This is a genomic window from Mesorhizobium sp. P2_B5, from assembly GCF_056404775.1.
Genome location: NZ_JBFUDJ010000001.1, coordinates 24,373 through 47,222, shown reverse-complemented (window position 1 = coordinate 47,222; position 22,850 = coordinate 24,373). Strand labels below are relative to the sequence as shown.

16 protein-coding genes and 3 pseudogenes are annotated in these 22,850 nt (G+C 62.2%); 14 read left to right on the top strand and 5 right to left on the bottom strand.

Translation table 11 applies throughout. The annotated features are described in order from the left end of the window. Positions 1-23 precede the first annotated feature (23 nt). The 4 genes and pseudogenes from AC1D1N_RS00215 to AC1D1N_RS00200 form a co-directional block, all read left to right on the top strand. Positions 24-407: pseudogene (locus AC1D1N_RS00215) on the top strand (HoxN/HupN/NixA family nickel/cobalt transporter); the annotation flags it as partial. 462 nt (positions 408-869) lie between these two features. After that, positions 870-1,685 carry a chromate resistance protein ChrB domain-containing protein gene (locus AC1D1N_RS00210; RefSeq protein ID WP_477347327.1) on the top strand — a complete coding sequence of 272 codons (816 nt, stop codon included), beginning with the start codon at positions 870-872 and terminating at the stop codon, positions 1,683-1,685. Beyond that, a complete protein-coding gene (chrA, locus tag AC1D1N_RS00205) occupies positions 1,682-3,073 on the top strand; it encodes a chromate efflux transporter (RefSeq protein WP_477346105.1) in 1,392 nt (463 codons plus the stop codon). Before AC1D1N_RS00210 ends, chrA begins: the two co-directional genes overlap by 4 nt. Positions 3,074-3,220: 147 nt before the next feature. Beyond that, positions 3,221-4,264, top strand: coding sequence for an ABC transporter ATP-binding protein (locus tag AC1D1N_RS00200; protein WP_477346104.1), 1,044 nt, complete (start codon positions 3,221-3,223; stop codon positions 4,262-4,264). A gap of 2 nt (positions 4,265-4,266) precedes the next feature. Here AC1D1N_RS00200 and AC1D1N_RS00195 read toward each other — a convergent pair whose 3' ends face one another. After that, positions 4,267-5,868, bottom strand: coding sequence for an ABC transporter permease (locus tag AC1D1N_RS00195; RefSeq protein WP_477347325.1), 1,602 nt, complete (start codon positions 5,866-5,868; stop codon positions 4,267-4,269). A 155-nt stretch (positions 5,869-6,023) separates the two neighbouring features. Continuing rightward, complete coding sequence (locus AC1D1N_RS00190; RefSeq protein ID WP_477346103.1) at positions 6,024-6,998, bottom strand: ABC transporter substrate-binding protein; 975 nt, start codon at positions 6,996-6,998, stop codon at positions 6,024-6,026. 212 nt (positions 6,999-7,210) lie between these two features. Between AC1D1N_RS00190 and AC1D1N_RS00185 the strand changes: the two are divergent. Further along, positions 7,211-7,432, top strand: a pseudogene (locus AC1D1N_RS00185) (TOBE domain-containing protein); the annotation flags it as partial. Positions 7,433-7,492: 60 nt separating this feature from the next. Beyond that, entirely contained in the window at positions 7,493-8,479 is a 987-nt protein-coding gene (locus tag AC1D1N_RS00180) for a methyltransferase (protein ID WP_477346102.1), read from the top strand. A gap of 65 nt (positions 8,480-8,544) precedes the next feature. On the opposite strand, the gene AC1D1N_RS00175 is transcribed toward AC1D1N_RS00180, so the two are convergent. Then, positions 8,545-9,276, bottom strand: coding sequence for a class I SAM-dependent methyltransferase (locus tag AC1D1N_RS00175; RefSeq protein WP_477346101.1), 732 nt, complete (start codon positions 9,274-9,276; stop codon positions 8,545-8,547). Positions 9,277-9,518: 242 nt separating this feature from the next. Here AC1D1N_RS00175 and AC1D1N_RS00170 point away from each other — a divergent pair, with 242 nt between their 5' ends. The 8 genes and pseudogenes from AC1D1N_RS00170 (at position 9,519) to AC1D1N_RS00135 (ending at position 21,340) form a co-directional block, all read left to right on the top strand. After that, positions 9,519-10,760, top strand: coding sequence for a pilus assembly protein TadG-related protein (locus AC1D1N_RS00170; protein ID WP_477346100.1), 1,242 nt, complete (start codon positions 9,519-9,521; stop codon positions 10,758-10,760). A gap of 4 nt (positions 10,761-10,764) precedes the next feature. Next, positions 10,765-11,205, top strand: coding sequence for a TadE/TadG family type IV pilus assembly protein (locus tag AC1D1N_RS00165; RefSeq protein ID WP_477346099.1), 441 nt, complete (start codon positions 10,765-10,767; stop codon positions 11,203-11,205). Next, positions 11,195-11,605, top strand: a complete 411-nt coding sequence (locus tag AC1D1N_RS00160; protein WP_203279128.1) for a TadE/TadG family type IV pilus assembly protein — start codon at positions 11,195-11,197, stop codon at positions 11,603-11,605. The genes AC1D1N_RS00165 and AC1D1N_RS00160 overlap by 11 nt, the downstream gene beginning before the upstream one ends. An 813-nt stretch (positions 11,606-12,418) precedes the next feature. Further along, positions 12,419-13,255 (top strand): universal stress protein, encoded by an 837-nt coding sequence (locus AC1D1N_RS00155; protein WP_477346098.1) that lies wholly within the window; start codon positions 12,419-12,421, stop codon positions 13,253-13,255. Positions 13,256-13,266: 11 nt separating this feature from the next. Continuing rightward, positions 13,267-14,874: an MBL fold metallo-hydrolase gene (locus AC1D1N_RS00150; RefSeq protein WP_477346097.1), complete on the top strand. Its 1,608-nt coding sequence runs from the start codon at positions 13,267-13,269 to the stop codon at positions 14,872-14,874. A gap of 60 nt (positions 14,875-14,934) precedes the next feature. After that, a pseudogene (locus AC1D1N_RS00145) lies at positions 14,935-17,491 on the top strand (cation-translocating P-type ATPase). A 168-nt stretch (positions 17,492-17,659) separates the two neighbouring features. Beyond that, positions 17,660-20,083, top strand: a complete 2,424-nt coding sequence (locus tag AC1D1N_RS00140; RefSeq protein WP_477346096.1) for a phosphoketolase family protein — start codon at positions 17,660-17,662, stop codon at positions 20,081-20,083. A 51-nt stretch (positions 20,084-20,134) separates the two neighbouring features. Beyond that, positions 20,135-21,340: an acetate/propionate family kinase gene (locus tag AC1D1N_RS00135; RefSeq protein WP_477346095.1), complete on the top strand. Its 1,206-nt coding sequence runs from the start codon at positions 20,135-20,137 to the stop codon at positions 21,338-21,340. Here AC1D1N_RS00135 and AC1D1N_RS00130 read toward each other — a convergent pair whose 3' ends face one another. Then, entirely contained in the window at positions 21,341-21,862 is a 522-nt protein-coding gene (locus AC1D1N_RS00130; protein ID WP_436261624.1) for a GNAT family N-acetyltransferase, read from the bottom strand. It abuts the gene before it with no gap. Positions 21,863-21,992: 130 nt separating this feature from the next. Then, complete coding sequence (locus tag AC1D1N_RS00125; protein ID WP_477346094.1) at positions 21,993-22,640, bottom strand: helix-turn-helix domain-containing protein; 648 nt, start codon at positions 22,638-22,640, stop codon at positions 21,993-21,995. Between the last annotated feature and the right edge of the window lie 210 nt (positions 22,641-22,850).

Here is a 22,850-nt window from a genome sequence, read left to right as displayed (position 1 = left end):
CCCGCTTCTGCCGGTCCAGGCTGATGCTCCAGACGCTTGTCGAATTCCAGCGCACGATCTACCTGGCGCTCGCCGATCAGATAAAGCTGCTCTCGGCTGGCGGTGGCTGGCTTGCGTTCCTTGCCTTTCTGCCGATGGGCGTGCTGTTTGGTGCGGCGCATGCCCTGACGCCAGGACATAGCAAGGCCGTCCTGGCCACGTATCTGGCCGGTTCGGACGCGAAGGTTTCACGCGGCCTTCTGGTGTCACTGACGCTCTCCTTCACGCATGTGACGATAGCGGTGCTAATCGCGGCATTCTCGTTACCGCTGGTATTGATTGCCTTGGGAAGCGTCGGCCGGGCGCCGCTGCTGGAAGACGTCAGCCGTGGATTGCTTGGCCTGATCGGCGTCTGGATGTTGTGGCGCGCATTGAGCCACGGCCACCATCATAAGCATGAGGGCGAAGCCGTTGGGGTCATGGCCGGGCTGATTCCATGCCCGCTGACCCTGTTCGTGATGACCTTCGCGATATCCAGAAGCGTTCCGCTTGCCGGCATTCTGTTTGCGGTCACCATGATGGCCGGCGTGGCGCTGACCTTGTCCTGCGTGGCGGTGTTGTCGATCCTGTTTGGTGCATTTTTTCGACAGCCGGCCACGCTTGTTCGACATAGTATCCAGAAGCATCGAAGGTTTCGCCGGCCTCATTCTTGCTGGCGTGGCGGTTTGGCAAATTTCTTCGCGCTGAAGACGTTGAAACGAACAGCCGGTTATGGATTGACAAGCACGAAGGATCATTCCAGCATAGTGACAAGGGGTTCCCTTCGCGACGACCCCGTGAGGCGTCAGCCCAACGATCGCGTCCAAACTCTCCCTCTGGAGGTGGACGCCATGCCGTCAACAACCGCAATCACCGTAGCGCAACTCTCCCGCCTCGTCGGCCTGCCGGACGGGCCTGTCCTTGTCGATGTCCGCATCGACGAGGATTATGACGCCGATCCGCGCTTGCTTCCGGCCTCATCCCGGCGCGACTTCAAGACGGTTTCCACCTGGGCGGCCGAGTTCGCCGGACGCCACGTCGTCGTCATCTGTCAAAGGGGCCAAAAACTTTCGCAAGGCGTCGCTGCCTGGCTGCGCCATGAGGGCATCACTGCTGAATCCCTGGAAGGCGGTTTCGAGGCCTGGCTGGCGGCCAAGGGAATTCTGGTCAAGGCCGAGAAGATGCCGCGCGGCGACGACAAGGGCCGCACGGTCTGGGTGACGCGCGCCCGCCCCAAGGTCGACCGCATTGCTTGCCCATGGCTGATCCGCCGCTTCGTGGACCCCTCTGCGGTGTTCCTGTTCGTCGAACCCCCCGAAGTGCTGGCTGCCGCCGACCGTTTCGCGGCGATCCCCTTCGACATCGACGATGTGTTCTGGAGCCATCGCGGCGAGCGCTGCACCTTCGACACCATGATCGAGGAATTCGGGTTGCGGTCCGAAGCGCTGGATCGTCTTGCCTTGATCGTGCGTGCGGCCGACACGGCGCGCCTCGATCTCATACCGCAGGCGGCGGGGTTCCTCGCGGCATCGCTCGGCCTGTCGCGCATGTTCCGCGACGATCTCGAACAGCTCGAGGCCGGCATGCTGCTCTATGACGCGTTTTTCAGGTGGTGCCGCGACGCCACCGACGAAACCCACAACTGGCCGAGCGGGGGCAAAACATGAGCGCCGTTGCCGCTGGCGAAAAGGCTCATGGCGTCGATGCGCCCCCAGCGCCGACCTTCGGGCAAGCCACAAAACTGTGGGCGAAGATCGGCCTGCTCTCCTTCGGCGGACCGGCCGGACAGATCGCGCTGATGCACAAGGAACTGGTCGAGGAGCGGCGCTGGATCGGCGAGCAGCGTTTTTTGCATGCGCTCAATTATTGCATGCTGTTGCCCGGACCCGAGGCGCAGCAGCTGGCGATCTATATCGGCTGGCTGCTGCACCGGACCGCCGGCGGCCTCGTTGCCGGCATACTGTTCGTGCTGCCCGGCGCGTTGGTCATGTTGGGCCTCAGCATCTTCTACGTGCTCTACAATGATGCCCCTGTCATCGAGGCGCTGTTCTTCGGCATCAAGGCAGCGGTGCTGGCCGTCGTCGTCGAGGCGGTTATCCGCATCGGCAAACGGGCGCTCAAGAACCGGGTGATGGTGGCGATCGCTGTGGTCGCCTTCCTTGCCATCTATGTCGCCAGGCTGCCGTTTCCGCTGATCATCCTGTTTGCAGGGCTGACCGGCTGGATCGGCAATCGCCTGGCGCCTGCGCGTTTTTCCGGAGCAGCACACGGCAAGGACAATTTGCCCGATGTCAGAGGCGCGGTCGACCTGATGTTCGAGCGCGGCGAACTTGCCCATACCAGGCCGACGAAATGGCACGCGCCGCGCACCATCGCGATCTGGCTGCCGATCTGGCTTGGACCGGTCGTGCTGATCCTGGCGCTGACCGGTCCTGCCAGTGTGTGGACGCAGCTCGGCGGCTTCTTCAGCCTGATGGCGGTGGTCACCTTCGGCGGCGCCTATGCAGCGCTCTCCTACGTCGCACAGGCGGCCGTGACGTCATTCGGCTGGCTCACCCCCGGCGAAATGGTCGACGGCCTTGGCCTTGCCGAGACGACGCCGGGCCCGCTGATCCTCGTGCTGCAGTTCGTCGGCTTCGTCGCCGCCTACCGGCACGCCGGCACCATAAGCCCAGTCGTCGCCGGATCGCTTGGCGCATTGCTGACGCTCTGGGTGACGTTCGTGCCCTGCTTCTTCTGGATTTTTCTCGGCGCGCCCTACATCGAGGCGCTGCGCGGCAACAAGGCGCTGTCGGCGGCGCTGACCGCGATCACGGCGGCTGTCGTCGGCGTGGTGATGAACCTTGCTCTGTGGTTTGCGCTGCACGTCGTTTTCGGCGCGGTGCAACGTGTCGGCCTCGGGATGGAGGTGCCGGTGCTGTCGTCGCTGGACTGGCGCGCCGCACTGCTGGCGGCAGCCGCGATGGTCGCCATGCTGAAACTGAAGATCGGCATGCTGCCGACATTAGCCGGCTCAGCACTGGCCGGGCTGGCGCTGCTGGCCTTGCCTGCGTAGCGCTCGACGCAAGCAAAGCTCGACCAGCAATCATGCTCGACCACGCTCATTGTCAGGGCCGGATTTCCAACGTATTGCCGGGCCGATGCACAACGGCCGTGAGCGCTGGTGTGCGGATAAGTGCAATAACGTGGTGACGGGACAGGCATGAGCGCAATCAGGGTAGAAGGCCTCAGCAAGCGTTTCAATGAAACGACCGCACTGGACGCCGTCTCGCTGGATTTCCCGGCCGGCTCCTTCACCGCGCTGCTCGGTCCCTCGGGCTGCGGCAAGACCACCATGCTGCGGCTGATCGCCGGCTTCGAAGCGCCCAGCGAAGGCCGCGTACTGTTCGGTGAGACGGTGGTGGCCGATCCGCAGAGGCAGGTGCCGCCGGAAGCGCGCGGCGTTGGTGTCGTCTTCCAGTCCTATGCGCTGTGGCCGCATATGGATGTGGCGGAAAACGTCGCCTATCCGCTGAAGGCCCGGCACGTCAAAAAGGCCGGCATCCCCGGCCGCGTCGGCGCGGTCCTTGATGTCGTCGGTCTCAGCAGCTTTGAAAAGCGCCGCATCGAGGAATTGTCCGGCGGCCAGCGCCAGCGCGTGGCATTGGCGCGCTGCCTCATCGCCGAGGCAAAAATCATCCTGTTCGACGAACCGTTGGCCAATCTCGACATGCATTTGCGCGCGTCGATGGTCGAGGCCTTCAGGGATATCCACCGCCGCACCGGCGCCACCATCGTCTACGTCACCCACGACCAGGCCGAGGCGCTGGCGCTTGCCGACCGCGTCGCAGTCCTGAGCCAGGGCATGGTACTGCAGGCGGCACCCCCGCAGGAGGTCTATCGCGCGCCGGCCAACGCAACCGTCGCCGGTTTCGTCGGCCGCGGAACCATCGTCTCGGGAACGGCGATCGGCCATGCCAATGGTGCCACGACGGTCGAAATATCAGGGCATCGCGTTGCCGCACGGAGTGCCGGCGCGCCGGCAGGCCCGTTGAAAATATTGCTGCGGCCGGAAGCGCTGCGGCTATCGTCGGCAGGCCTGCCGGCAACCGTGTTGGGCAGCATCTATCGCGGCCCGGTACATGAGGTGCGGCTGGCCTTGCCGACACAAGGGCAGGAGTTGCTGATCGACAGCACCGAGCCGGTTGCAGTGGGCGAGACGGTGCATGTGGCCGTCTCGGATGCCTGGGTGATCCCTAACGCCTAGAGTTATCGCCAGGGCAGCACGCCCGCCGGAAGTCGCCGCCCGAAGCGGTCGAGTACCAGCAGCAGGACAATGACGACGACGATCGTCGAGACGGCGATCGCCGCGGCCTGCGTTCCGAGGCCCGCCTCCTCGAGGCTGAACAGCACGACGCCCAGCGTCTCGTTGCCGCTCGACCAGAGCAGGGCCGAGACCGTCAGTTCGTTGAAGGCGCTCATGAACACCAGCAGCCCGCCGGCCACGGCAGCCGGCGCCGCCAGCGGCGTGGTGATCGTCATTAGCCGGCGAGGGACGCCGGCTCCCGACACCGCTGCCGCCTCGTCGAGGTCGCGCGGGATCTGGCCGACCGCAGTCGCCACCGGCTTCATGGCGAGGGTGAAGAACCGCATCGCATAGGCAATCAGGATGATCGCGGCGGTCGCATAGAGGCTGCCGATCAGCGGCAGCGGGCGCAGGAACAAAAGGATGCAGGCAATCGCAAGCACAACGCCGGGGACCGCATAGGGCAGATCGACGATGCCGCTCAACAGCCGCTGCCAGCGCCGGCCGAAACGTTCGAGCACGGCGGCCACCGGAATGACGCCGACGGCGAGGATCAGCGCAGCACTGCCGGCAAACAGCAAAGAGTTGCGGAAGGCGCGAACCGTCGAGACCTGGCGGACCATGACCTCGGCATAGTTGGACGCGGTCATCGTCTTCAGCCCGAGCGGCACGCCGAAGGACGGCACCAGCGACGTTGCCAAAAGCGCGCAGGCCGGCAGCACCAGCATGAGGCCGATCACCAGCCAGCCGAGGCCGGCGAGCGGCAGGCGGGCGGACCCTAGCGAAAAGCGCGCCGGCGTGCCGGCGGCAAAGCGGTGGCCGGCGCCACGCAGGGCCAGCGACTGGCAGGCGACGCCGGCCAGCGTCAGCATGGCGACCAGCACCGACAGCGCGGTGATCTGCGGCAGCACGCCCGGTCCGAAGCTCGACAGGTCCTGGTAGATCAGTGTCGGCAGGGTCAGATAGTTGACCGGCATGCCGAGCAGGGCCGGGATGCCGAAATTGCCGACACCGGAGACGAAGGCGAGGGCGGTGGCTGCCACTATGTAGGGGCGCACGACTGGCAGCACGATGGTCCACAGAACGAGAAGCGGCGTTGCGCCGGAAGCCCGCGCGGCCTCGACGAGATCACGCGGCACCCGCGACAGTCCGGCGCGCAGCGTGATGAAGACGATCGGCGCGTGCTGGACGGCATAGAGCAGGATGATGCCGTTGCGGCCGAGCATCGGGTTGGGGGTTCCGGGCGGCGGCGCCAGGCCAAACATGCCTAGCAGTGTGCTCGATGGGCCGAACAGATGCAGCCACGACAGTGCAGTGACCTGCGGCGCGATCATCAGGGGCAGCAGCAGCAGGAAGCCGAGCGGCTTGCGTCCCGGCAAGTCGGTCATGGTGACGGCGACGGCAAAAGGCGCGCCGAGGCAGACGGCGAACACGGCGCCGAAGATGGCGGTATCCAGCGTGTGCCACATCGCCCGCAAGGCGGCGGGTCTTAAGAGGCGGTCGGCGAAGGCGGCGAGATCGAGCTCACCGCCCGGTGCGATCGCCGCCACGAGCAGCCGCAGCATCGGCAACAGGCTGAGCAGAGCAATCGCCAGAAGCACCGCCAGCGAGGCCGCGCGGAAGCCGGCCTTGGCGCCCGATAGGGTTCCGTACCGGGCGGGCGCGGCCCGGTGTGTGGGGAGAATGTCCTGCGCCGATGTCACGTGGGCCGATGAGGCACTTACTGGCTCATCACGGCGCCGAACTTTTCCTTGTTGGCGGCGTCATTGGCAAGGGCGGCAGCGGCGTCATAGGTCAGCACCTTGATCGACGCGCGGTCGGGATAGCCGGCAGGCAGGGCGACGTCGGCGCGGGCCGGAATGTAGCCCATCTTGGCGGCGACTTCCTGGCCGTCCTTCGACAGAAGGAAATCGATGAAGGCCTTGGCGGCGTCGGTATCCTTGGCTGTCGACAGGATGGCGACCGGCTCGGTGACGGCCGAAACGCCTTCTTTGGGGAAGACAAACTCGACCGGCGCGCCCTTGGCCTTCTCGCGGATCGGCATGTAGTCGACGATCATGCCGAACAGCTTGTCGCCGCCGCTGACGGCCTTCAGCACATCGCCATTGCCGCCGCTTGCCTGGGCGCCGTTCTTGGCCAGCGCGCCGTAATAATCCCAGCCCTCCGGCAGATTGCCGGTCAGCGTTACCGTGTGGATCATCGCCGCACCCGAGGTCAGCGGGCTCGGCATGGCAATCAGGTCCTTGGCCTCCGGCTTGGTCAAATCTTCCCAGCTGGTCGGCACGAAAGGCGCCTTGGTGTTGTAGACGATGCCGGTGGTGATCAGCTTGGTCGAGAAATAGGTCTTGTCCTTGTCGTAGAGGGCAGCGTCGATGCCGGAGACGTCGGCGCCGGGATAGGCCAGCAGGCGGCCTTCCTTCTTCAGCCCTTCCATGGTCACGACATCGGCGATGAGCAGCACGTCGGCCTGCGGCTGGCCGGCTTCGATCTCGGCGCGCAGCTTGGCCAGAATCTTCGGCGTCCCATCGCGCACCCATTCGACCTTGATGCCCGGGTTCTTGGCCATGAAGGCATCCACGGTCCGCTGGGCGTCCGTGTTCGGCTGGCTGGTGTAGAGCACCAGCTTGCCGTCGGCAGCCGAAGCGCCCGAGGCGGCCGAGACCAGCAACATGGCGGCGAAAAGGATCTTGCGCATGGGAAACCTCAAAATGGATGAAATGAGCACCGGCCAAAACAGCACCGGACGGGGAGAGCGTTTTCCGTATCGCTGCAGGATAAACCTATTGTGACAGCGCGGTGGACGGCAAGAGCGCGGTGCGGGCGTATGACAGCACGCTTTTGCCGATCGGCCCGGGGTTTAGCGCGGCGGAGGGAAAGCAAGTGCGCTAAGGCTTCCGGCCGAAACATCTCAGCGTATCCCCCTCCGGAAAGGGGGTAACCGCAGCGATCGACGTGGTCGAGCCGACGGGTTCCGAAACCCAGGTCCATCTGACGATGGCCGGCGTGCCGGCGGTTGCCGTGTTTCGCGAAAGGATCAGCGCGCGTCCGGGTGAAACGCTTTATGTCGAACCCGATACCGCCAAGCTGAACCTGTTCGACGCGGAGAGCGGGCGAGCGCTGGTAAGCTGATTTGACGAGGTTAGCCGAGCTGTTTCAAAGTCGGTCCCGGATCGCGCAACGGGATATGACATGCTGGATTTTGATCGGATCGACAAGCTGATCGCCGGGGTGCCCCCGGCCTTGGCGCTTCGCGCCGGGCTGGATCTTGGCATCTTCACCCGGCTCGGCGGCAACGCGATGGCTGCCGACAGCCTTGGGGCGGCGCTCAAGGTCGAGCCCGATCGTCTGTCGCGGCTCCTCTACGCGCTCGCCAGCATCGCTCTCCTCGAAGTCGAGGATGGTCAATTTCGCAACGGAGCCGAAGCGTCGGAATTCCTCGACGCGTCCAAGCCGACCTATCGCGGCGGCGACCATGCGCTGCTGCGCGAGCTCTGGGGAGCCGACCTTTTGACCGCCGAGTCGTTGCGACAGAACCGTCCGGCTGCGCTGCACGACTTTTCCGAAGCGGGGCCTGAGTCCGCGGCGGCCTTCAGCCGCATGCTCGCACCGGGCGGGGTGATTTTCGGCCGAAATCTGGCCCGCGAGTTGGACCTGTCGGCGATCGGCTCGGTGATCGACATTGGCGGCGGCGCCGGGACCATTCTCGTCGGACTTCGCGAGCGGTGGCCGCACATTGCGGCGACGCTGATGGAACTGCCAACGGTCGCAGCGGTCGCGCCAGCCATCCTGTCGGAATACGGTGCCGACGACGTGGTCGTAGAAGAAGGCGACATAACTGTCGCGCCATCGATCGGTCGGCACGATCTGGCGATCCTGAAGGCCGTCGTCCAGGTCCTGCCGCCGGATCAGGCGCGTAGTTCGATTCTGAACGCCGCGCGTTGCCTTACACAAGGAGGCGAGATCGCAATTGCGGGGTGGGGTGTCGTCGATGACGACCGCCTCGGCCCGCCCGAGGGTGTCTTTCTCAATCTCACCTTCCTGAACCTCTATCGCGCAGGCGAATCGTACACCGAAGGTCAGTATCGCGCGTGGATGAGCGAGGCAGGATTTCGGGATATCTCGAGGTCGCGCCTGGCGGACGGCTGCACGTTGTTTCGTGCGCGCCTCGCGGGCTGATCGTGGCGGAATGGCTGGTTTTGGGCGCAAGGCTCTTCGAGGCGCGCGTCCCGTCGCCGTGGCTCTCAAAGCCAGCCCTGGATGGATCGTACAAAGTTCCCGAGGCGGCGTGAGCCGATCTTTCCCCTCACCGGGCAGCGCGGGGTATCGGCAGTCTTCTTCACGATGAGTTGTTTGGTACGCGAGATCTCTTGAAACTCTTGCGCGTAGGCGACCAGGAAGCCATCGACGGCGGACGTGGGACGTTCCCAATTGGCCTTGTCGTCCTTATAGTCAGTGTAGTCGTCCCAAATGAGCATGCCGCCAAGCTTGAGCATCCCCCATGCCAGGACGCTATCCATCATGACGCTTTCGCGCTCGTGACAGCCATCGACATAAACCAGGTCAAATTCCGCCCCTGCCTGGCGTAGCCTGATCAGCGCCGGCAGCGAGAAGTCGCGAATCTTCGTAACCCGATCGGCGTAGCGCTTCAAATTCCTGTCGAACCTTTTCTCCCGTTTGTGGAAGGGATCAACGCAGGTGATGACGGCCTTTCGCAAATAGCTGGCAAAGAAGAGCGCGGAGCGACCTTCCATGGAGCCAATTTCCAGAATCGAAAGCGGCGTGTCCCTTAGCGGTTCAAGAATGGGCATCCACGTCGACAGCTTGTTCGTCACGTAGTCGCGCTCGGCAAACGAAGCTGAAGCGTTGATGCGTTGCCAATCAAAATCCATTTCTGTCAGGCGCCCCTTCAGTGTGCCGGTGATAGTCGTTCCGGCCTCGCCGCACATTTGAACAATTTTGCGCCTTGAATCCATCCACTGTCTTCTCGATAGCTTCGTCGCAGACGGGCAGCAAATGTCATTTGATCGACAACAAAGTTCGCGATAGCGGCATATGACCTCTCCATGAAAACGATGTCCGCATTCATCGATTCTGGTGCGATATCTCCGACAACATGAGGCGCGGTCGCGACAATTGCGCCTGGCCCGTCGGACTACGTCGAATCGGAATGGAGTTCTTAGACATTCGTTTATCTATTCGTGGTTTCTAATAACATATGGCATTCAATGCGTTCACCTGGATGTGGTTTGTTTTCGGCCGCCTAAAACGCGCCGCGAACGGTAACGTTGCCATCACCTTTGCCTTCACCTTGCCGGTCGTCGTCGGTGGCGCGGGACTTGGTGTCGAGACCTCCCTCTGGTACTACAACAGTCTGAAGCTGCAGGCGGTGGCCGATGCCGCGGCCTATGCCGGTGCGCTCGAGAAAGTCGCGGGGTCCGACAACCCAACCATCATCGCCGCCGCGACGCAGTCGGCGACCTCGAACAATTTTGCCACGCCGGGCACGATCGAGGTCAACACGCCGCCATTGTCCGGCCCGAACACCGCGAAGAAGGCGGTGGAGGTCATCGTCAAGCAGAACCTCGATCGCTACTTCACGGCGATTTTCAACCAGGCGCCCGTTGCCGAACAGGCAAGGGCGGTGGCGCTGATCACCGACGCCTCCAAGGCCTGCGTGCTGGCGCTCAGTCCGTCGGCCGCCCAGGCTGCGCTCTTTTCCGGCAACACCACCGTCAACCTCACCGGCTGTTCGGTCATGTCGGACTCGATTGCCTCGGACGCCATAAAGACGCAGGGATCGGCTGTGCTCAACGCCGACTGCCTGATCACGGTCGGCGGCATGGTGCTGAACAATCCGGCGACCACGGTCTGCAAGTCCAACATCACCCAGGCGTTGCCCGCAGCCGATCCTTTCTCCAGCCTGGCGACTCCTGCGGCCAGCAACCCGTGCAAGAACGTCAACGGCAGCAAATCCTCGCAAACGCTCCAGCCTGGCACCTACTGCAGCGGCATGAGCCTCAGCGGCAACGTCACCCTGCAACCCGGCGTCTATGTCGTGCAGGGCAGTATGAAGGTCAACGCCAACGCGATCGTCGCGGGCAGCGGGGTAACCATCTTCATGGCAGGCAGCAACACCGTCAGCATGAACGGCAACGCCAAGGTGACGCTGAGCGCGCCGACATCCGGAACCTATTCCGGCGTGCTGTTCTACGGCGACAGGACCGGGACTGCGGCGCAGAGCACTTTCAACGGCACCGCGAACTCGCTTCTGACAGGCGCCATCTATTTCCCCAGGCAGCAGGTCAACTACCTTGGCAACTTCTCGGGGAGCGGCGGCTGCACTCAGGTCGTCGCGGACACCATCCAATGGTCCGGCAGTACGACCATCAAGCAGGACTGCACCAGCCTCGGGATGAAGGACATTCCGGCGACGCAGTCCGTTCAGCTTGTCGAGTAGCGGGATGGGTGGGCGGACCTTGCGCATTGTCCGGGACAAATCCGGGGTAGCTGCGGTGGAATTTTCCATGTTGCTGCCCGTCCTGTGCCTCGTCTGCTTCGGCATCGCCGACGGCTGGTCCTACGTGACGAGCTACCTGCAGATGCGCGCCGGCGTCAAAACCGCGGCCAATCTCGTGATGGCCGGCGCGTCCAATGACACGGGAACGCAGGCGGTCGCGTTTTCGAGCTGGAACAACAAGCCCGAGGACGCCGCGGTCGTGCTGGTCCGCTCTTATTTGTGCGGCACCACGGTCGTGGATGCGACCACCATTTGCGGCGGAACGAAGCTGCCGACCGTCTTCGTCCAGATAACGGCGACGGGCACCTGGGTGCCCCCGTTCAACTTCGGTGTCTTCCCGGACCCGCGCGCGATCACTCACCAGGAGGTGATCCGTGTCCGCTGAAAGGATCGGGTCCAGATGGCGCCGTGACTGTTCCGGCGGAGCAGGGCTGGAATTCGCCTTGATCGCGCCGATCCTGGTGATGCTTTTGTTCGGAATCTTCGCCTTCGGCTGGGCCATGAACGCCGTGTCGACCGTCCGCTATACGCTGGAGACCTCTTCTCGGGCGCTGCAACTGAACAACACGCTTTCGGAGAGCGACATCCAGGCCATCGCTACGGAGAAATTGGCGAACCTGGGTCTGCAGAACGTCGTTGTGACGATCGCGATCGACCCTGCCAGCGGCGGCTTCAAGATGGCGCATCTGACCGCCAGCTATGCCTTCGTCATCGCCTTCCCCTATTTCGACCAGTATCCGATAAATTACGCTACGACCGTCACCGTTCCGCTGGTTGCCAGCTAGGTTGCGGCCGGCTTTCGTTGAGTTGGCGGCGCCCAACTCAGGCCGTAACGGAACCACCGGGAGCCATAGCCGCCCCATCCGAGTTTGTACTTGCAAGGCGGTCAATTCCCTTCGTGGATGTAGCCCCTTAAAAGCCCGCTGCTGAAACCTCGGTGGTGGGCTTTTTCTCTATCGGACTAAAGTCTTGCTGCTTGCTTTCGAAGGTCTGATGTAACCGCTTTGGTTCTGTTCCTGTCCATTTGATGTTCCGAACTTTTTAGTGAACCCTCATACATTTTCGTCGGTCTGGATGATGCTACCCAGCCTTGGGTCAAGTGGCCCGAAGTCTCTGGGAGATGCTTCGCAACTTTCCGCACGTCGAACCGTACAGGTTGGAGGTCGCTTCTCGGCGAGCCTGCAGGGACAGAACCCACGGAAGACCGGGGACTTCAGTCTTAGTTGAGCAATGGCTGACGTGCCTATAAGTTGAGCTAAGTAGGCATGTGCTTGCGTACCTATTGAACCAAAGGGCCTAGCAACGAACTGCAATCGGCAGCATCCCTTCCTAGACAAAGTTCGTCGCGCCACAGGTCGCAAAGTCCAGCGTTAGGGATCACCCCTGCGCCGAATTCGACCTAGTAGAGGGCTCCCACCGTTCCTAGACGAAGGTTGGCCACCCCTCAGGGCTTTCGACGGTTTGGCAATTCAGACATCGGTGTGCTCGTCATCCAGTGCCAACGCATTTGCGGTGGATCAAAGCCGAGCTCACCCCTCGTGATTACAAATGCCATGAAAGATGGCCATTTGGGCCTGCTCGAATCGAGGCGGAATCCGATGAAGCTCATGGCAGCTGTCTACCTGGCGACCTACCCCGACGCGAACTCCCGGAAAATCGCGGCGAACGCGATCGCTCTCGCCAAGCAGATCGACACAGCGCTCCATGCTGTTGCCATTAATGTCGACATCCCCGACGTTTCGAACGCGCTGTCGACCTATCTGCTCGATCTTCCCTACAAGATACAAGAGGCTGAGGCGACCAGTCGCAAGCGTGGCAAGGATCTGCTCGAGGCAATTGTTCAAGAGGCCGCGCATGCGGGTGTGACCCTCAGTACGCAGGAGTTGACAGCACCACCGGCCTTGATGGGCGATGTTGCCGCGAAGCATTCGCGCTATTTCGATGTCTGCCTGGTCGGCTGGGCGCCGGACAACCAGGCGGCGCGAATGTTGGCCGAAGCGATCCTGTTCGGATCGGGTCGACCGACCCTGCTTCTTCCCGACTCCACGGATGTCGGGACCCTTGGACATGTCGTTATCGCCTGGGACGGCAGCCGGGTGGCCGCAAGAGCCATTGCCGACGCTCGGGCTTTTCTCGAACGTGCCTCCATGATCACCGTTGTGACCGTGACCGACGAAAAACCGCTTCCGGGACAGGGCATCGGCGAACGCCTTGCATTGGGCTTGAGGACGCGTGGTCTGGTGGCCGAGGCTGTCTCTATCCAGGCAGGGGACAGTTCAATCGGAACAGCGCTTCAGGAGCATGCTCTGAAGATCGGCGGCAACCTGCTTGTCATGGGCGGATACGGCCACTCTCGCGTCAGGGACTTCGTGCTTGGCGGTGCCACCGAAGGCATTCTCGGGGATCTGCGCCTGCCCGTCCTCCTGTCGCATTAGGTCGTCGCGAGATGAGAGGTGACACGGATCCTATCCTGCGTTTCCACGGCGCAGCCCACGGCGTCACCGGCTCATGTTATGAGATCGAGACGCCGCGCTGGCGGATTCTCGTTGACTGCGGCCTGTTCCAGGGATCGAAGTCCGAACGGGAATTGAACTACGGGGCGTTCCCGTTTCCACCGGATGCGATTGACGCTGTCATCCTGACGCACGCGCATATCGATCACAGCGGCCTTTTGCCGAAACTGGTCAAACAGGGCTTTTCTGGTCCCATCCATACGACCCGCGCCACCATCGATCTTTGCTCGGTCATGCTGCCGGACGCGGCGCATATCCAGGAAATGGAGGTCGAGCAGCTGAACCGTCGCAATGCGCAGCGCGGTCGCCCGCCCGTCGAGCCGATCTACGGTCTGCAGGATGCCGCCGCGTGCATGACACTGTTTCGCGCCTTGGAATATGGCGAATGGACCACCGTCGCCGATGGCCTTCGCGCCCGCTTCTGGAACGCGGGCCACCTGCTTGGTTCGGCATCGGTGGAGCTCGAGATCGACCGACATGATGCGCCGCTGCGCATGATATTTTCGGGCGACATCGGTCCAGGCCACAAGCTGCTTCAGACCGATCCCGAGGGCCCCTCCGACGTTGATTATCTGATCTGCGAGTCGACCTATGGCGACCGCGACCGGCCGGACGTTTCGCCCGAACAGCGGCGATCCCAGCTCGGTGACATCGTACGTGACGCCGCCCAGGCCGGCGGCCCGCTCATTATTCCGTCCTTTGCTGTCGAGAGGACGCAAGAACTGCTGGTCGACCTGTATTTGCTCATGAAAGCGGGGGAGGTGCCGTCAGCCCCGGTCTTCGTTGACTCGCCGCTGGCAACACGCGCCAGTGCGATTTTTGAGCGCCATGCCCATGAGATCGAAAAGGGTGACGTGCTACGCCTGGCCCTCAACTCGAAGGAGCTGCGCTTCACCGAGACGGTGGAACAGAGCAAGGCGATCAACCGTCTCACCGGCTTCTTTGTGGTGATCGCCGCCAGCGGCATGTGCGATGCGGGGCGTATCCGCCATCATCTCAAGGCCAATCTCTGGCGCCGGAACGCCACGGTGATGATGGCTGGATATCAGGCCCAAGGGTCGCTTGGCAGGATCCTGCTCGACGGCGCGCAGCGCGTGCGCATCCAGGGTGAGGAAGTCGAGGTCAAGGCACGTATCAGCCTGTTCGACCTCTATTCCGGCCACGCCGACGCCAGCGAACTGGTCGCCTGGCTCAAGGCCCGAACTCCGGTGAAGCAGCAGGTGTTCCTGACGCATGGAGAGGAAGCTGGACTCGACGGCCTGCGTGGAAGGCTTGCAGGATTGATACCCGACGACAAGATCATCATCCCGAGGCTGGACGATGCTTTCCAATTGACCCCCGGTCGTAGTTTGCCGGTCGAGGTCAACGAGCCCCGCCGTCTGAGGCCGGAAAAGATTGCCCGCCTCGACTGGCACAACGACCTTTCAAAGCTTCTCCTGGACGTAAACGAGGCGGTCAGCGCCGCGGCCGACGAACGGGGTCGCGCAGCAATCATCAGACGAATGCGACGAGCGCTCGACACCGGCGGCAGTAGCATCTGAGCAAGTGACGGAGCCTGACGGCGCACCCAAACAGCGCGCTGGCGATGGAAGAAGGCCTAAATGTCTCGAGCCACCTCATCGACCATTGCCTTGACCGGCCTCAGCGAGGCCGAAGCACGGGCTAGGCTTGTCACCGAAGGCTTCAACGAATTGCCCAGATCAAACCGTCGGACGCCGTTGCGCATTGCTGTCGATGTCATGCGCGAGCCGATGCTTGCCCTGCTGTTGGGTGGAGGCTGTGTTTACCTGCTTCTTGGCGATCTTCAGGAGGCGTTGATCCTGCTTGCATTTGCCACCTTGTCTGTGGGGATTACCATCGTCCAGGAGGCGCGGACCGAGCGTGTCCTCGAGGCGTTGCGCGACCTGACAAGTCCGCGCGCCCTGGTGATGCGCGATGGCGAACGCAAGCGGATTGCGGGTCGCGAGGTGGTGCGCGGCGATATTGTCGTGCTGGGCGAGGGGGATCGAGTTCCGGCCGATATCATGCTCATCCATAGCCGGGATATCCAGACCGATGAGTCCTTGCTGACAGGCGAGTCCGTTCCGGTACGCAAGATTGCGGCCAAAGAAGGCGATCTGCCGGCCGAACGCCGGCCGGGCGGTGACGACTTGCCTTTCGCATTTTCCGGATCACTCGTCGTTCGCGGTTCGGGCATCGGCGAAGTTCTGGCCACCGGTCCGCTCAGCCAAATCGGTGCGATTGGGCAATCGCTTAGTACCATGGAGACCGAAGCACCCCGCTTGCAGCGACAGACAAAACGTCTTGTCGGCATCTTCGCACTGGTCGGCGGGGCGGTCAGTGTTCTCGCGGTCGTGCTTTATGGCTTCTTGCGCGGCGGATGGCTTGATGCGGTGTTGGCGGGTATTGCGCTCGGCATGTCGATGCTGCCCGAGGAGTTTCCCATGGTGCTGACAATCTTCATGGCCATGGGCGCATGGCGCATCTCGCAGGCGCGCGTGCTCACTCGTCGTGCAGCAGCGATCGAGACGCTTGGATCGGCAACGGTCCTTTGCACCGACAAGACCGGAACGCTGACCGAAAACCGCATGACAATTGCAGAACTGAGAACGCCTGATAGCAAACTGTTTCGCCTGCTGAATAACTCAGACACAGAGATGCCGGCGGCATTTGGGGAGTTGGTCGAGATCGGCTTGCTTGCCAGTGCCGAGATACCCTTCGATCCAATGGAAAGGGCATTTCACAAACTCGCGCAGGAGCGATTGCCCAAGCGCGCAGACAGCGCTGATCGGAAACTGGCCCGCGCCTATGGGTTGCGCCCTGAACTGCTGGCAATGTCGAATGCCTGGCAATCGTCGGCTGGAGGCGGCGACTGCCTCATTGCCGCCAAAGGTTCGCCGGAGGCCATCGCGGCACTCTGCCGTCTACCTGCGGATCGTGTCGATTCGGTCAAGGATGTTGTGGACGCCATGGCAACGGAAGGACTGCGCGTCCTAGGCGTGGCGCGTTCCAGCCATGCTGGCGATCAATTGCCGGACAAGCAGACTGGTTTCGATTTCGAATTCATGGGCCTCGTCGGACTTGCCGATCCCCTGCGTTCAGGGGTTCCGGACGCGGTGAGCAATTGCCGCTCCGCCGGAATCAGAGTGATCATGATTACCGGGGACTATCCCGCGACCGCGAGAGCAATCGCCAGGCAGGCTGGACTCGATTTCAACGATGTCGTCACCGGTGAAGAGCTCAAGACACTGGATGCCGCAGCCCTGTCGGCGCGCGTGAAAACCGCAGCGGTGTTCGCGCGGATCATGCCCGAGCAGAAATTGGCAATCGTCAGAGCCTTGAAGGCCAATGGCGAGATTGTCGCCATGACGGGAGACGGCGTCAACGATGCTCCGTCGCTGAAAGCCGCAAACATTGGCATTGCCATGGGCGGTCGCGGCACGGATGTCGCGCGGGAGGCGTCGTCCATCGTCCTCCTCGACGACGATTTCGGGTCGATAGTCAAAGCCATCCGGCTGGGCCGCCGCATCTACGACAATCTGCGCAAGGCAATGGGCTTCATTCTTGCCGTGCACGTACCGATCGCCGGGCTGGCCCTGCTTCCATTGCTGTTTGGGCTTCCTATCCTGTTCGGGCCAATTCACATCGCCTTTCATGGTGATCGATCCGGTCTGCTCATTGGTCTTTGAAGCAGAAACCGAGGAAGATGACACGATGAAGCGTCCGCCGCGGGATCCGGAAGCGGCGCTCTTCTCGCGCTCGTTGATCGCATGGAGCGTTGTGCAAGGAATGCTGGCATTCGCGCTTGTCGCGGGCATCTTCCTCTTCGCCTTGCATTGGGGAATGCCGGAAGACAAGATTCGAGCCCTGACGTTCTTTTCGCTGGTGCTGACGATCGTTGGGCTGATTTTCGTCAACCGTACGTTCAGCGAGTCGCTGCTGACTGCGTTAATCCGGCCAAATCCATCGCTTGCTTTCGTCGTCGTGGTGGTTGCTGCAGCGCTGGGCGGGACGCTCCTATGGCCGCTCGCGAGTGGTCTCTTCCAGTTCGGACCGCTGCACCTGGACGACCTGGCTGTGACGTTTGCGGCCGGGGCGGCAGTGCTAATCTGCCTTGAGTTCCTGAAACATTTCTGGCGGGAGCGGCTGAAAACCTGATTACTGATGCAAGTCTGAGCGTGTTCCGACCAGCGCCGACGCCCAGCTTGATGCGCGCAGCGACGGTCGGGCCGAGCAATGATGAACCGAAAGGCGAACGATGCGTTGGTACCATGTCTGAGGCGCAATCCGCAGGCTTTCGCAAAATGAGCAACGGAGCCAAATCAGATGACCGAACATTCGGCAAAATCAGTCAACACCAAACGATTGTCCGAACAAGAGTTGCGCGACATTGACGCCTATTGGCGCGCTGCCAACTATCTGACGATCGGCCAGATCTACCTGCTCGACAATCCGCTGCTGCGCGAACCGTTGCGGCTGGAACACGTCAAGCCGCGCCTGCTCGGCCATTGGGGAACGTCGCCGGGATTGAGTTTCATCTATGCGCACCTCAATCGTGTCATCAGGCTCAGGGACGCAAATGTGATCTATGTCTGCGGCCCCGGACACGGCGGCCCGGCAATGGTGGCCAATACCTATCTCGAGGGCACCTACAGCGAGTTCAATCCGGATATATCGATGGATGAGCAAGGAATGCGCAAGCTGTTCCGGCAGTTCTCATTCCCCGGCGGCATCCCGAGCCATGCCGCGCCCGATGTGCCCGGCTCCATCCATGAAGGCGGCGAGTTGGGTTACTCGCTTTCGCACGCCTATGGCGCCGCCTTCGACAATCCGGATCTTGTGGTCGCCTGCGTGGTCGGAGACGGCGAGGCTGAAACGGGGCCACTGGCTGCCGCATGGCATTCCAACAAATTCCTCAACCCGGCGCGCGACGGGGCGGTGCTGCCGATCCTGCATCTGAACGGCTACAAGATCGCCAATCCAACCATTCTGGCCCGCATTCCCGAAGACGAATTGCGCGCGCTGTTTGCCGGCTACGGCTATGAGCCGTTGTTCGTGGAAGGCCACGAGCCAACCCTGATGCATGAGCGGATGGCGAGCGTGCTCGACGATGCGCTTGATCGGATCCATTCTATCCAGCATGCCGCACGCAACGGATCTGCGGTGACCGCGTCGCGACCGACATGGCCGATGATCGTGCTGCGCAGCCCCAAGGGCTGGACCGGCCCGAAAGAGGTCGACGGTCTGAAGACCGAGGGCTTCTGGCGCTCGCACCAGGTTCCCTTGTCGGGCCTTGCGGAAAACCCCGAGCATCTCAAGTTGCTCGAGGAGTGGCTGAGAAGCTACCGGCCCAAAGAGCTGTTCGACGCCACCGGCGCTCCGGTCTCTTCGATCCGTGCCACGGCACCCCAGGCAACGAAACGGATGAGCGCAAACCCGCACGCCAATGGCGGCCTGTTGCGCAGGTCTCTCGAACTGCCCGGATTGCATGACCACGCCATTGCGCTCGAGCACCCGGGCGCCATCAAGGCCGAGTCGACGCGGGTCATGGGCAGATTCCTGCGTGATGTCATGCAGTTGAACGAGGCCGCGAAGAACTTCCGGATCGTCGGCCCTGACGAGACTGCCTCGAACCGCCTTCAGGACGTGTTCGAAGTGACCGAGCGTGGCTGGATGGAAACGATCCTGCCCGAAGACGTTCATCTGGGGCGCGATGGCCGGGTTCTCGAAATCCTCTCCGAGCACACCTGCCAGGGCTGGCTGGAAGGCTACCTGCTCACCGGCCGCCATGGCCTGTTTTCCTGCTACGAGGCGTTCATTCACATCGTCGATTCCATGTTCAATCAGCATGCGAAATGGCTGGATGCCTGCCGCGATATCCCGTGGCGGCGACCGATCGCATCGCTGAATTATCTGTTGTCGAGCCATGTCTGGCATCAGGAACACAACGGCTTCAGCCATCAGGACCCTGGCTTCATCGACGTCGCTCTCAACAAGAAGGCCGATATCGTGCGGGTCTACCTGCCGCCGGACGCCAACACATTGCTCTGCGTAACCGATCATGTGTTGCAGACATGGAACCGTATCAACGTCATTGTCGCCGGAAAGCCGCCATCCTGGCAGTGGCTGTCAATGGACAGGGCAATCGTTCACTGCCGGGCAGGGATCGGCATCTGGGACTGGGCGTCAACGGACGACGGGGCTGAGCCCGACGTCGTGATGGCTTGCGCCGGCGACGTCCCGACCCTCGAAACGCTGGCCGCAGTGCAGATCCTCAGGCAACAGGTTCCAGATCTCCGGATCAGGGTTGTCAATGTCGTTGACCTGATGACTCTTCAGCCGAAGGAATACCATCCGCACGGCCTGTCGGACCGCGAGTTCGATGCGCTGTTCACCCCGGATAAACCCGTGATCTTTGCCTATCACGGCTATCCCTGGACCATCCATCGCCTAACCTATCGACGCACCAACCACGACAACATCCATGTGCGCGGCTACAATGAGGAGGGCACGACCACGACGCCCTTCGACATGACGGTGCTGAATGGCCTCGACCGCTTTCATATCGTCCAGAGCGTCCTCGACTGGGTGCCGCGCCTCAAGAGCGGTTGGGTCGCCTTAAAGCAGGCGATGGAAAGCAAGCTGCTTGAACACCGAGCCTATATTCGCGCCCATGGGCAGGATATGCCGGAGATCCTTGACTGGAAGTGGGGGCAGGATCCTGACGCAACGCCAAAGCCTTCAGATTGAGCGGTTGCCCGTATCCGAGCACATAGGGACGGCAAGGTGCCGGATGGCTTCATGACCGATGCGATTCTTGTCCTGAATGGTGGTTCTTCGAGCCTGAAGTTCGCCGTCTTCGAGCAACGCGGCGAGCTCCCGCTACTGCTGCGCGGCAATGTCTCCTCTCTCGGTCAACAACCGCGGCTGCGTGTCGAGGCCGCGGCCGGCAGGTCCATGATCGAAAAGAGCCTTGGCGAAGCCCCGATCGATATGGTCAAGGCGTTCGCGGCGGTTGCATCTGTGCTCGCAGAAAACGATCTCCTGCGCGGCATCGACAGGGTAGGGCACAGGATCGTTCACGGCGGGCATGACTTCACTGAAGCGACGCTGCTCGACGAACGCACGCTCGAAGCACTGCGCCTGCTAGAGCCCCTGGCGCCCATCCACCAACGGATCAATCTCGAGATTGTCGCGCTGGCTGCTGAACTCTTGCCGCGGGCCCTCCAGATCGGGTGCTTTGACACGGCGTTTCATTCGGCCCGGCCGGAGCTTGCCAAAATATACGGGTTGCCGCGCGCGATGACTGAGACGGGCATCGTTTCCTACGGCTTCCACGGTCTGTCGTACAGCCATATCGCTTCGAAGCTGCGTGACCGCTACGGCGCTCACGCCGGCGGCCGCACGATCGTCGCCCATCTCGGCAGCGGCGCCAGCCTGTGCGCCATGGACGCAGGACGAAGTATTGCCACGACGATGGGGTTTTCGACGCTGGACGGCCTCTTGATGAGCACGCGTTGCGGCGCACTCGACCCGGGGGTCATCCTCCACTTGCTGCAGGAACGGAGGCTTTCTGGGGAAGAACTGGTCACGCTTCTCTACGAGCAATCCGGCCTGCTCGGAGTGTCTGGAATATCTGGCGATATGCGGACGCTGATCGACTCAGACGATCCCGCCGCCGCCGAGGCTGTCGATCTCTTTGTCTACCGCATCGGACGCGAGATAGGATCGCTGGCCGCTGCCATGGGAGGATTGGACACGCTGGTGTTCACTGCCGGCATCGGCGAAAACGCGCCGTTGGTCCGGAAGAGGATCAGCGTTGCCGCTGTCTGGCTCGGAGTCGGTCTCGACGAGGAGAGAAACCGAGGAGGCGAGGAGGTGGTCAGCGCAGCGAATTCCCGCGTCGATGTCCTTGTCATTCCAGCGGATGAAGAAAGCGCTGTAGCCACCGAGATACTCGACTTTCGACCTGCCGCGTGCGAAACGGCCAAGGAGAGACCGCAGTAGCTACCCGGCTGATCGCGCCCCTAGCTCTCGTCGAACCAGGACAAGCGTCGCATCGTCGGGATCGGTGGTGACGGTGAAACCCATGTCGCGCTCGACCTCGATCGCAGCACGGTTTTCACGGCTCTCGATCGACTCGATCGCTTTGAGGCCGAGTTCTTCGGCATATTTCGCAACATAGGCGAGCAGCTCCCAGCCAACGCCCAGATGCTTGCGGTCCTGGCGAATGCATATCGCAACCTCGCCGTTTCGATCGGCTCGATCGCTTGCCAGCGTCGCAACCGCGATGAGCATCCCGTCGGTCGAGAATGCTAGAAAATTATGGATATGGGCGTCATCTGAACGCGTCATCGCGACCAGCCGTTCATGCGAGACTTCCTTCACAGCGCCGAGAAAGCGGAAGCGCAGGTCGTCAGCAGTCACATGAGTGAAGAACTCGGCCAGCGTTGGCTCATCTTCAGGGCGCGCGCGGCGCACTTCGAAGCGAAACCCGCTATGGGTGGTAAGTGTGTTGTTCGTGGTCATATGCGGACCTCTAAACCTGGGTTGTTCTGAAGCTGGGCGGATACAGCGAGCCGAGGGCTGAAAGGTCACGCCCGTTGCAAAGACGGTGGGGGAAGACAAGGCTTCCTTTGGCCTCTTCGCTATGCCTTGGTCATTCGCTCATGCAGTGAAGGGCGTCATGCTTGACGATTTCAATGCTGCGCAGGTTGAGCAGCCGGATGACGCCCTTGTCCTTCAGCCGGGTGAAGACCCGCGACACGGTCTCGATGGTGAGGCCGAGATAGTCGCCGATGTCCATGCGCGACATTGGCAGTTCGACCTGCCGCAATCCGCCTTGCCGCTCCGCCATATCCACGAGGAAAGCGGCTACGCGTTCGATAGCGTTCTGGCGGCCGAGCACCAGGAGGTGCTCCTGCGCCCTCGTCAGGCCCTTCAGCGCCAAGGGCAGCAGCTGGCGCGACATGTCCGCCCCGGCAGTGAGCCTTAGGACGCGGACAGCGGTGGCGTTGATTGCCTCCGCAAAGAAATGATGTGTCGTGTCAGCCTCGAAGCCGAATGTCTCTCCGGCAAGGTGAAAGGCGCTGATCTGCCGGCGACCGTCGGCAAGCAGGCGGTAGATGCGCACGGCGCCGAACTCGACCTGATAGAAGGCCCCAGCCCTCTCACCCTGGGCATAGATTTCCGCGCCGGCGGGAAAAAAGCTGACCGGCTGCAGCGGTGCCGGGTCGAACGCGTCCGGCAGGCTTGGCTGAGCAGAATGCGACGGCAATGAAATTCTGGAGGCGGTGTAAGCGTGCATGGCTGTTTTCCCGGTTGTTCCGTGACACAGCAATCGCGCGAATCCGCGGGTCGCGAAATTCGGTTTTGTCCCTACGGGAAACTACCTAGTCGGGCGGATTGTTGATCTACATCAAGTGTCCAGGCGCGCCGGTCGCTTAAGTCCTCCTTCGCTTTGGGCGGTAGCAATAGGGAGCCGTTTCGAAATCTTGCATCGGAACGGCTGGGTAGG

Excerpts from the sequence above, each read along its gene's own strand:
- AC1D1N_RS00210 (WP_477347327.1), top strand. The coding sequence starts at position 870 with ATGCCGTCAACAACCGCAATCACCGTAGCGCAACTCTCCCGCCTCGTC.
- chrA (WP_477346105.1), top strand. The coding sequence starts at position 1,682 with ATGAGCGCCGTTGCCGCTGGCGAAAAGGCTCATGGCGTCGATGCGCCC.
- AC1D1N_RS00200 (WP_477346104.1), top strand. The coding sequence starts at position 3,221 with ATGAGCGCAATCAGGGTAGAAGGCCTCAGCAAGCGTTTCAATGAAACG.
- AC1D1N_RS00195 (WP_477347325.1), bottom strand. The coding sequence starts at position 5,868 with ATGCTGCGGCTGCTCGTGGCGGCGATCGCACCGGGCGGTGAGCTCGAT.
- AC1D1N_RS00190 (WP_477346103.1), bottom strand. The coding sequence starts at position 6,998 with ATGCGCAAGATCCTTTTCGCCGCCATGTTGCTGGTCTCGGCCGCCTCG.
- AC1D1N_RS00180 (WP_477346102.1), top strand. The coding sequence starts at position 7,493 with ATGCTGGATTTTGATCGGATCGACAAGCTGATCGCCGGGGTGCCCCCG.
- AC1D1N_RS00175 (WP_477346101.1), bottom strand. The coding sequence starts at position 9,276 with ATGGATTCAAGGCGCAAAATTGTTCAAATGTGCGGCGAGGCCGGAACG.
- AC1D1N_RS00170 (WP_477346100.1), top strand. The coding sequence starts at position 9,519 with ATGGCATTCAATGCGTTCACCTGGATGTGGTTTGTTTTCGGCCGCCTA.
- AC1D1N_RS00165 (WP_477346099.1), top strand. The coding sequence starts at position 10,765 with ATGGGTGGGCGGACCTTGCGCATTGTCCGGGACAAATCCGGGGTAGCT.
- AC1D1N_RS00155 (WP_477346098.1), top strand. The coding sequence starts at position 12,419 with ATGAAGCTCATGGCAGCTGTCTACCTGGCGACCTACCCCGACGCGAAC.
- AC1D1N_RS00150 (WP_477346097.1), top strand. The coding sequence starts at position 13,267 with ATGAGAGGTGACACGGATCCTATCCTGCGTTTCCACGGCGCAGCCCAC.
- AC1D1N_RS00140 (WP_477346096.1), top strand. The coding sequence starts at position 17,660 with ATGACCGAACATTCGGCAAAATCAGTCAACACCAAACGATTGTCCGAA.
- AC1D1N_RS00135 (WP_477346095.1), top strand. The coding sequence starts at position 20,135 with ATGACCGATGCGATTCTTGTCCTGAATGGTGGTTCTTCGAGCCTGAAG.
- AC1D1N_RS00130 (WP_436261624.1), bottom strand. The coding sequence starts at position 21,862 with ATGACCACGAACAACACACTTACCACCCATAGCGGGTTTCGCTTCGAA.
- AC1D1N_RS00125 (WP_477346094.1), bottom strand. The coding sequence starts at position 22,640 with ATGCACGCTTACACCGCCTCCAGAATTTCATTGCCGTCGCATTCTGCT.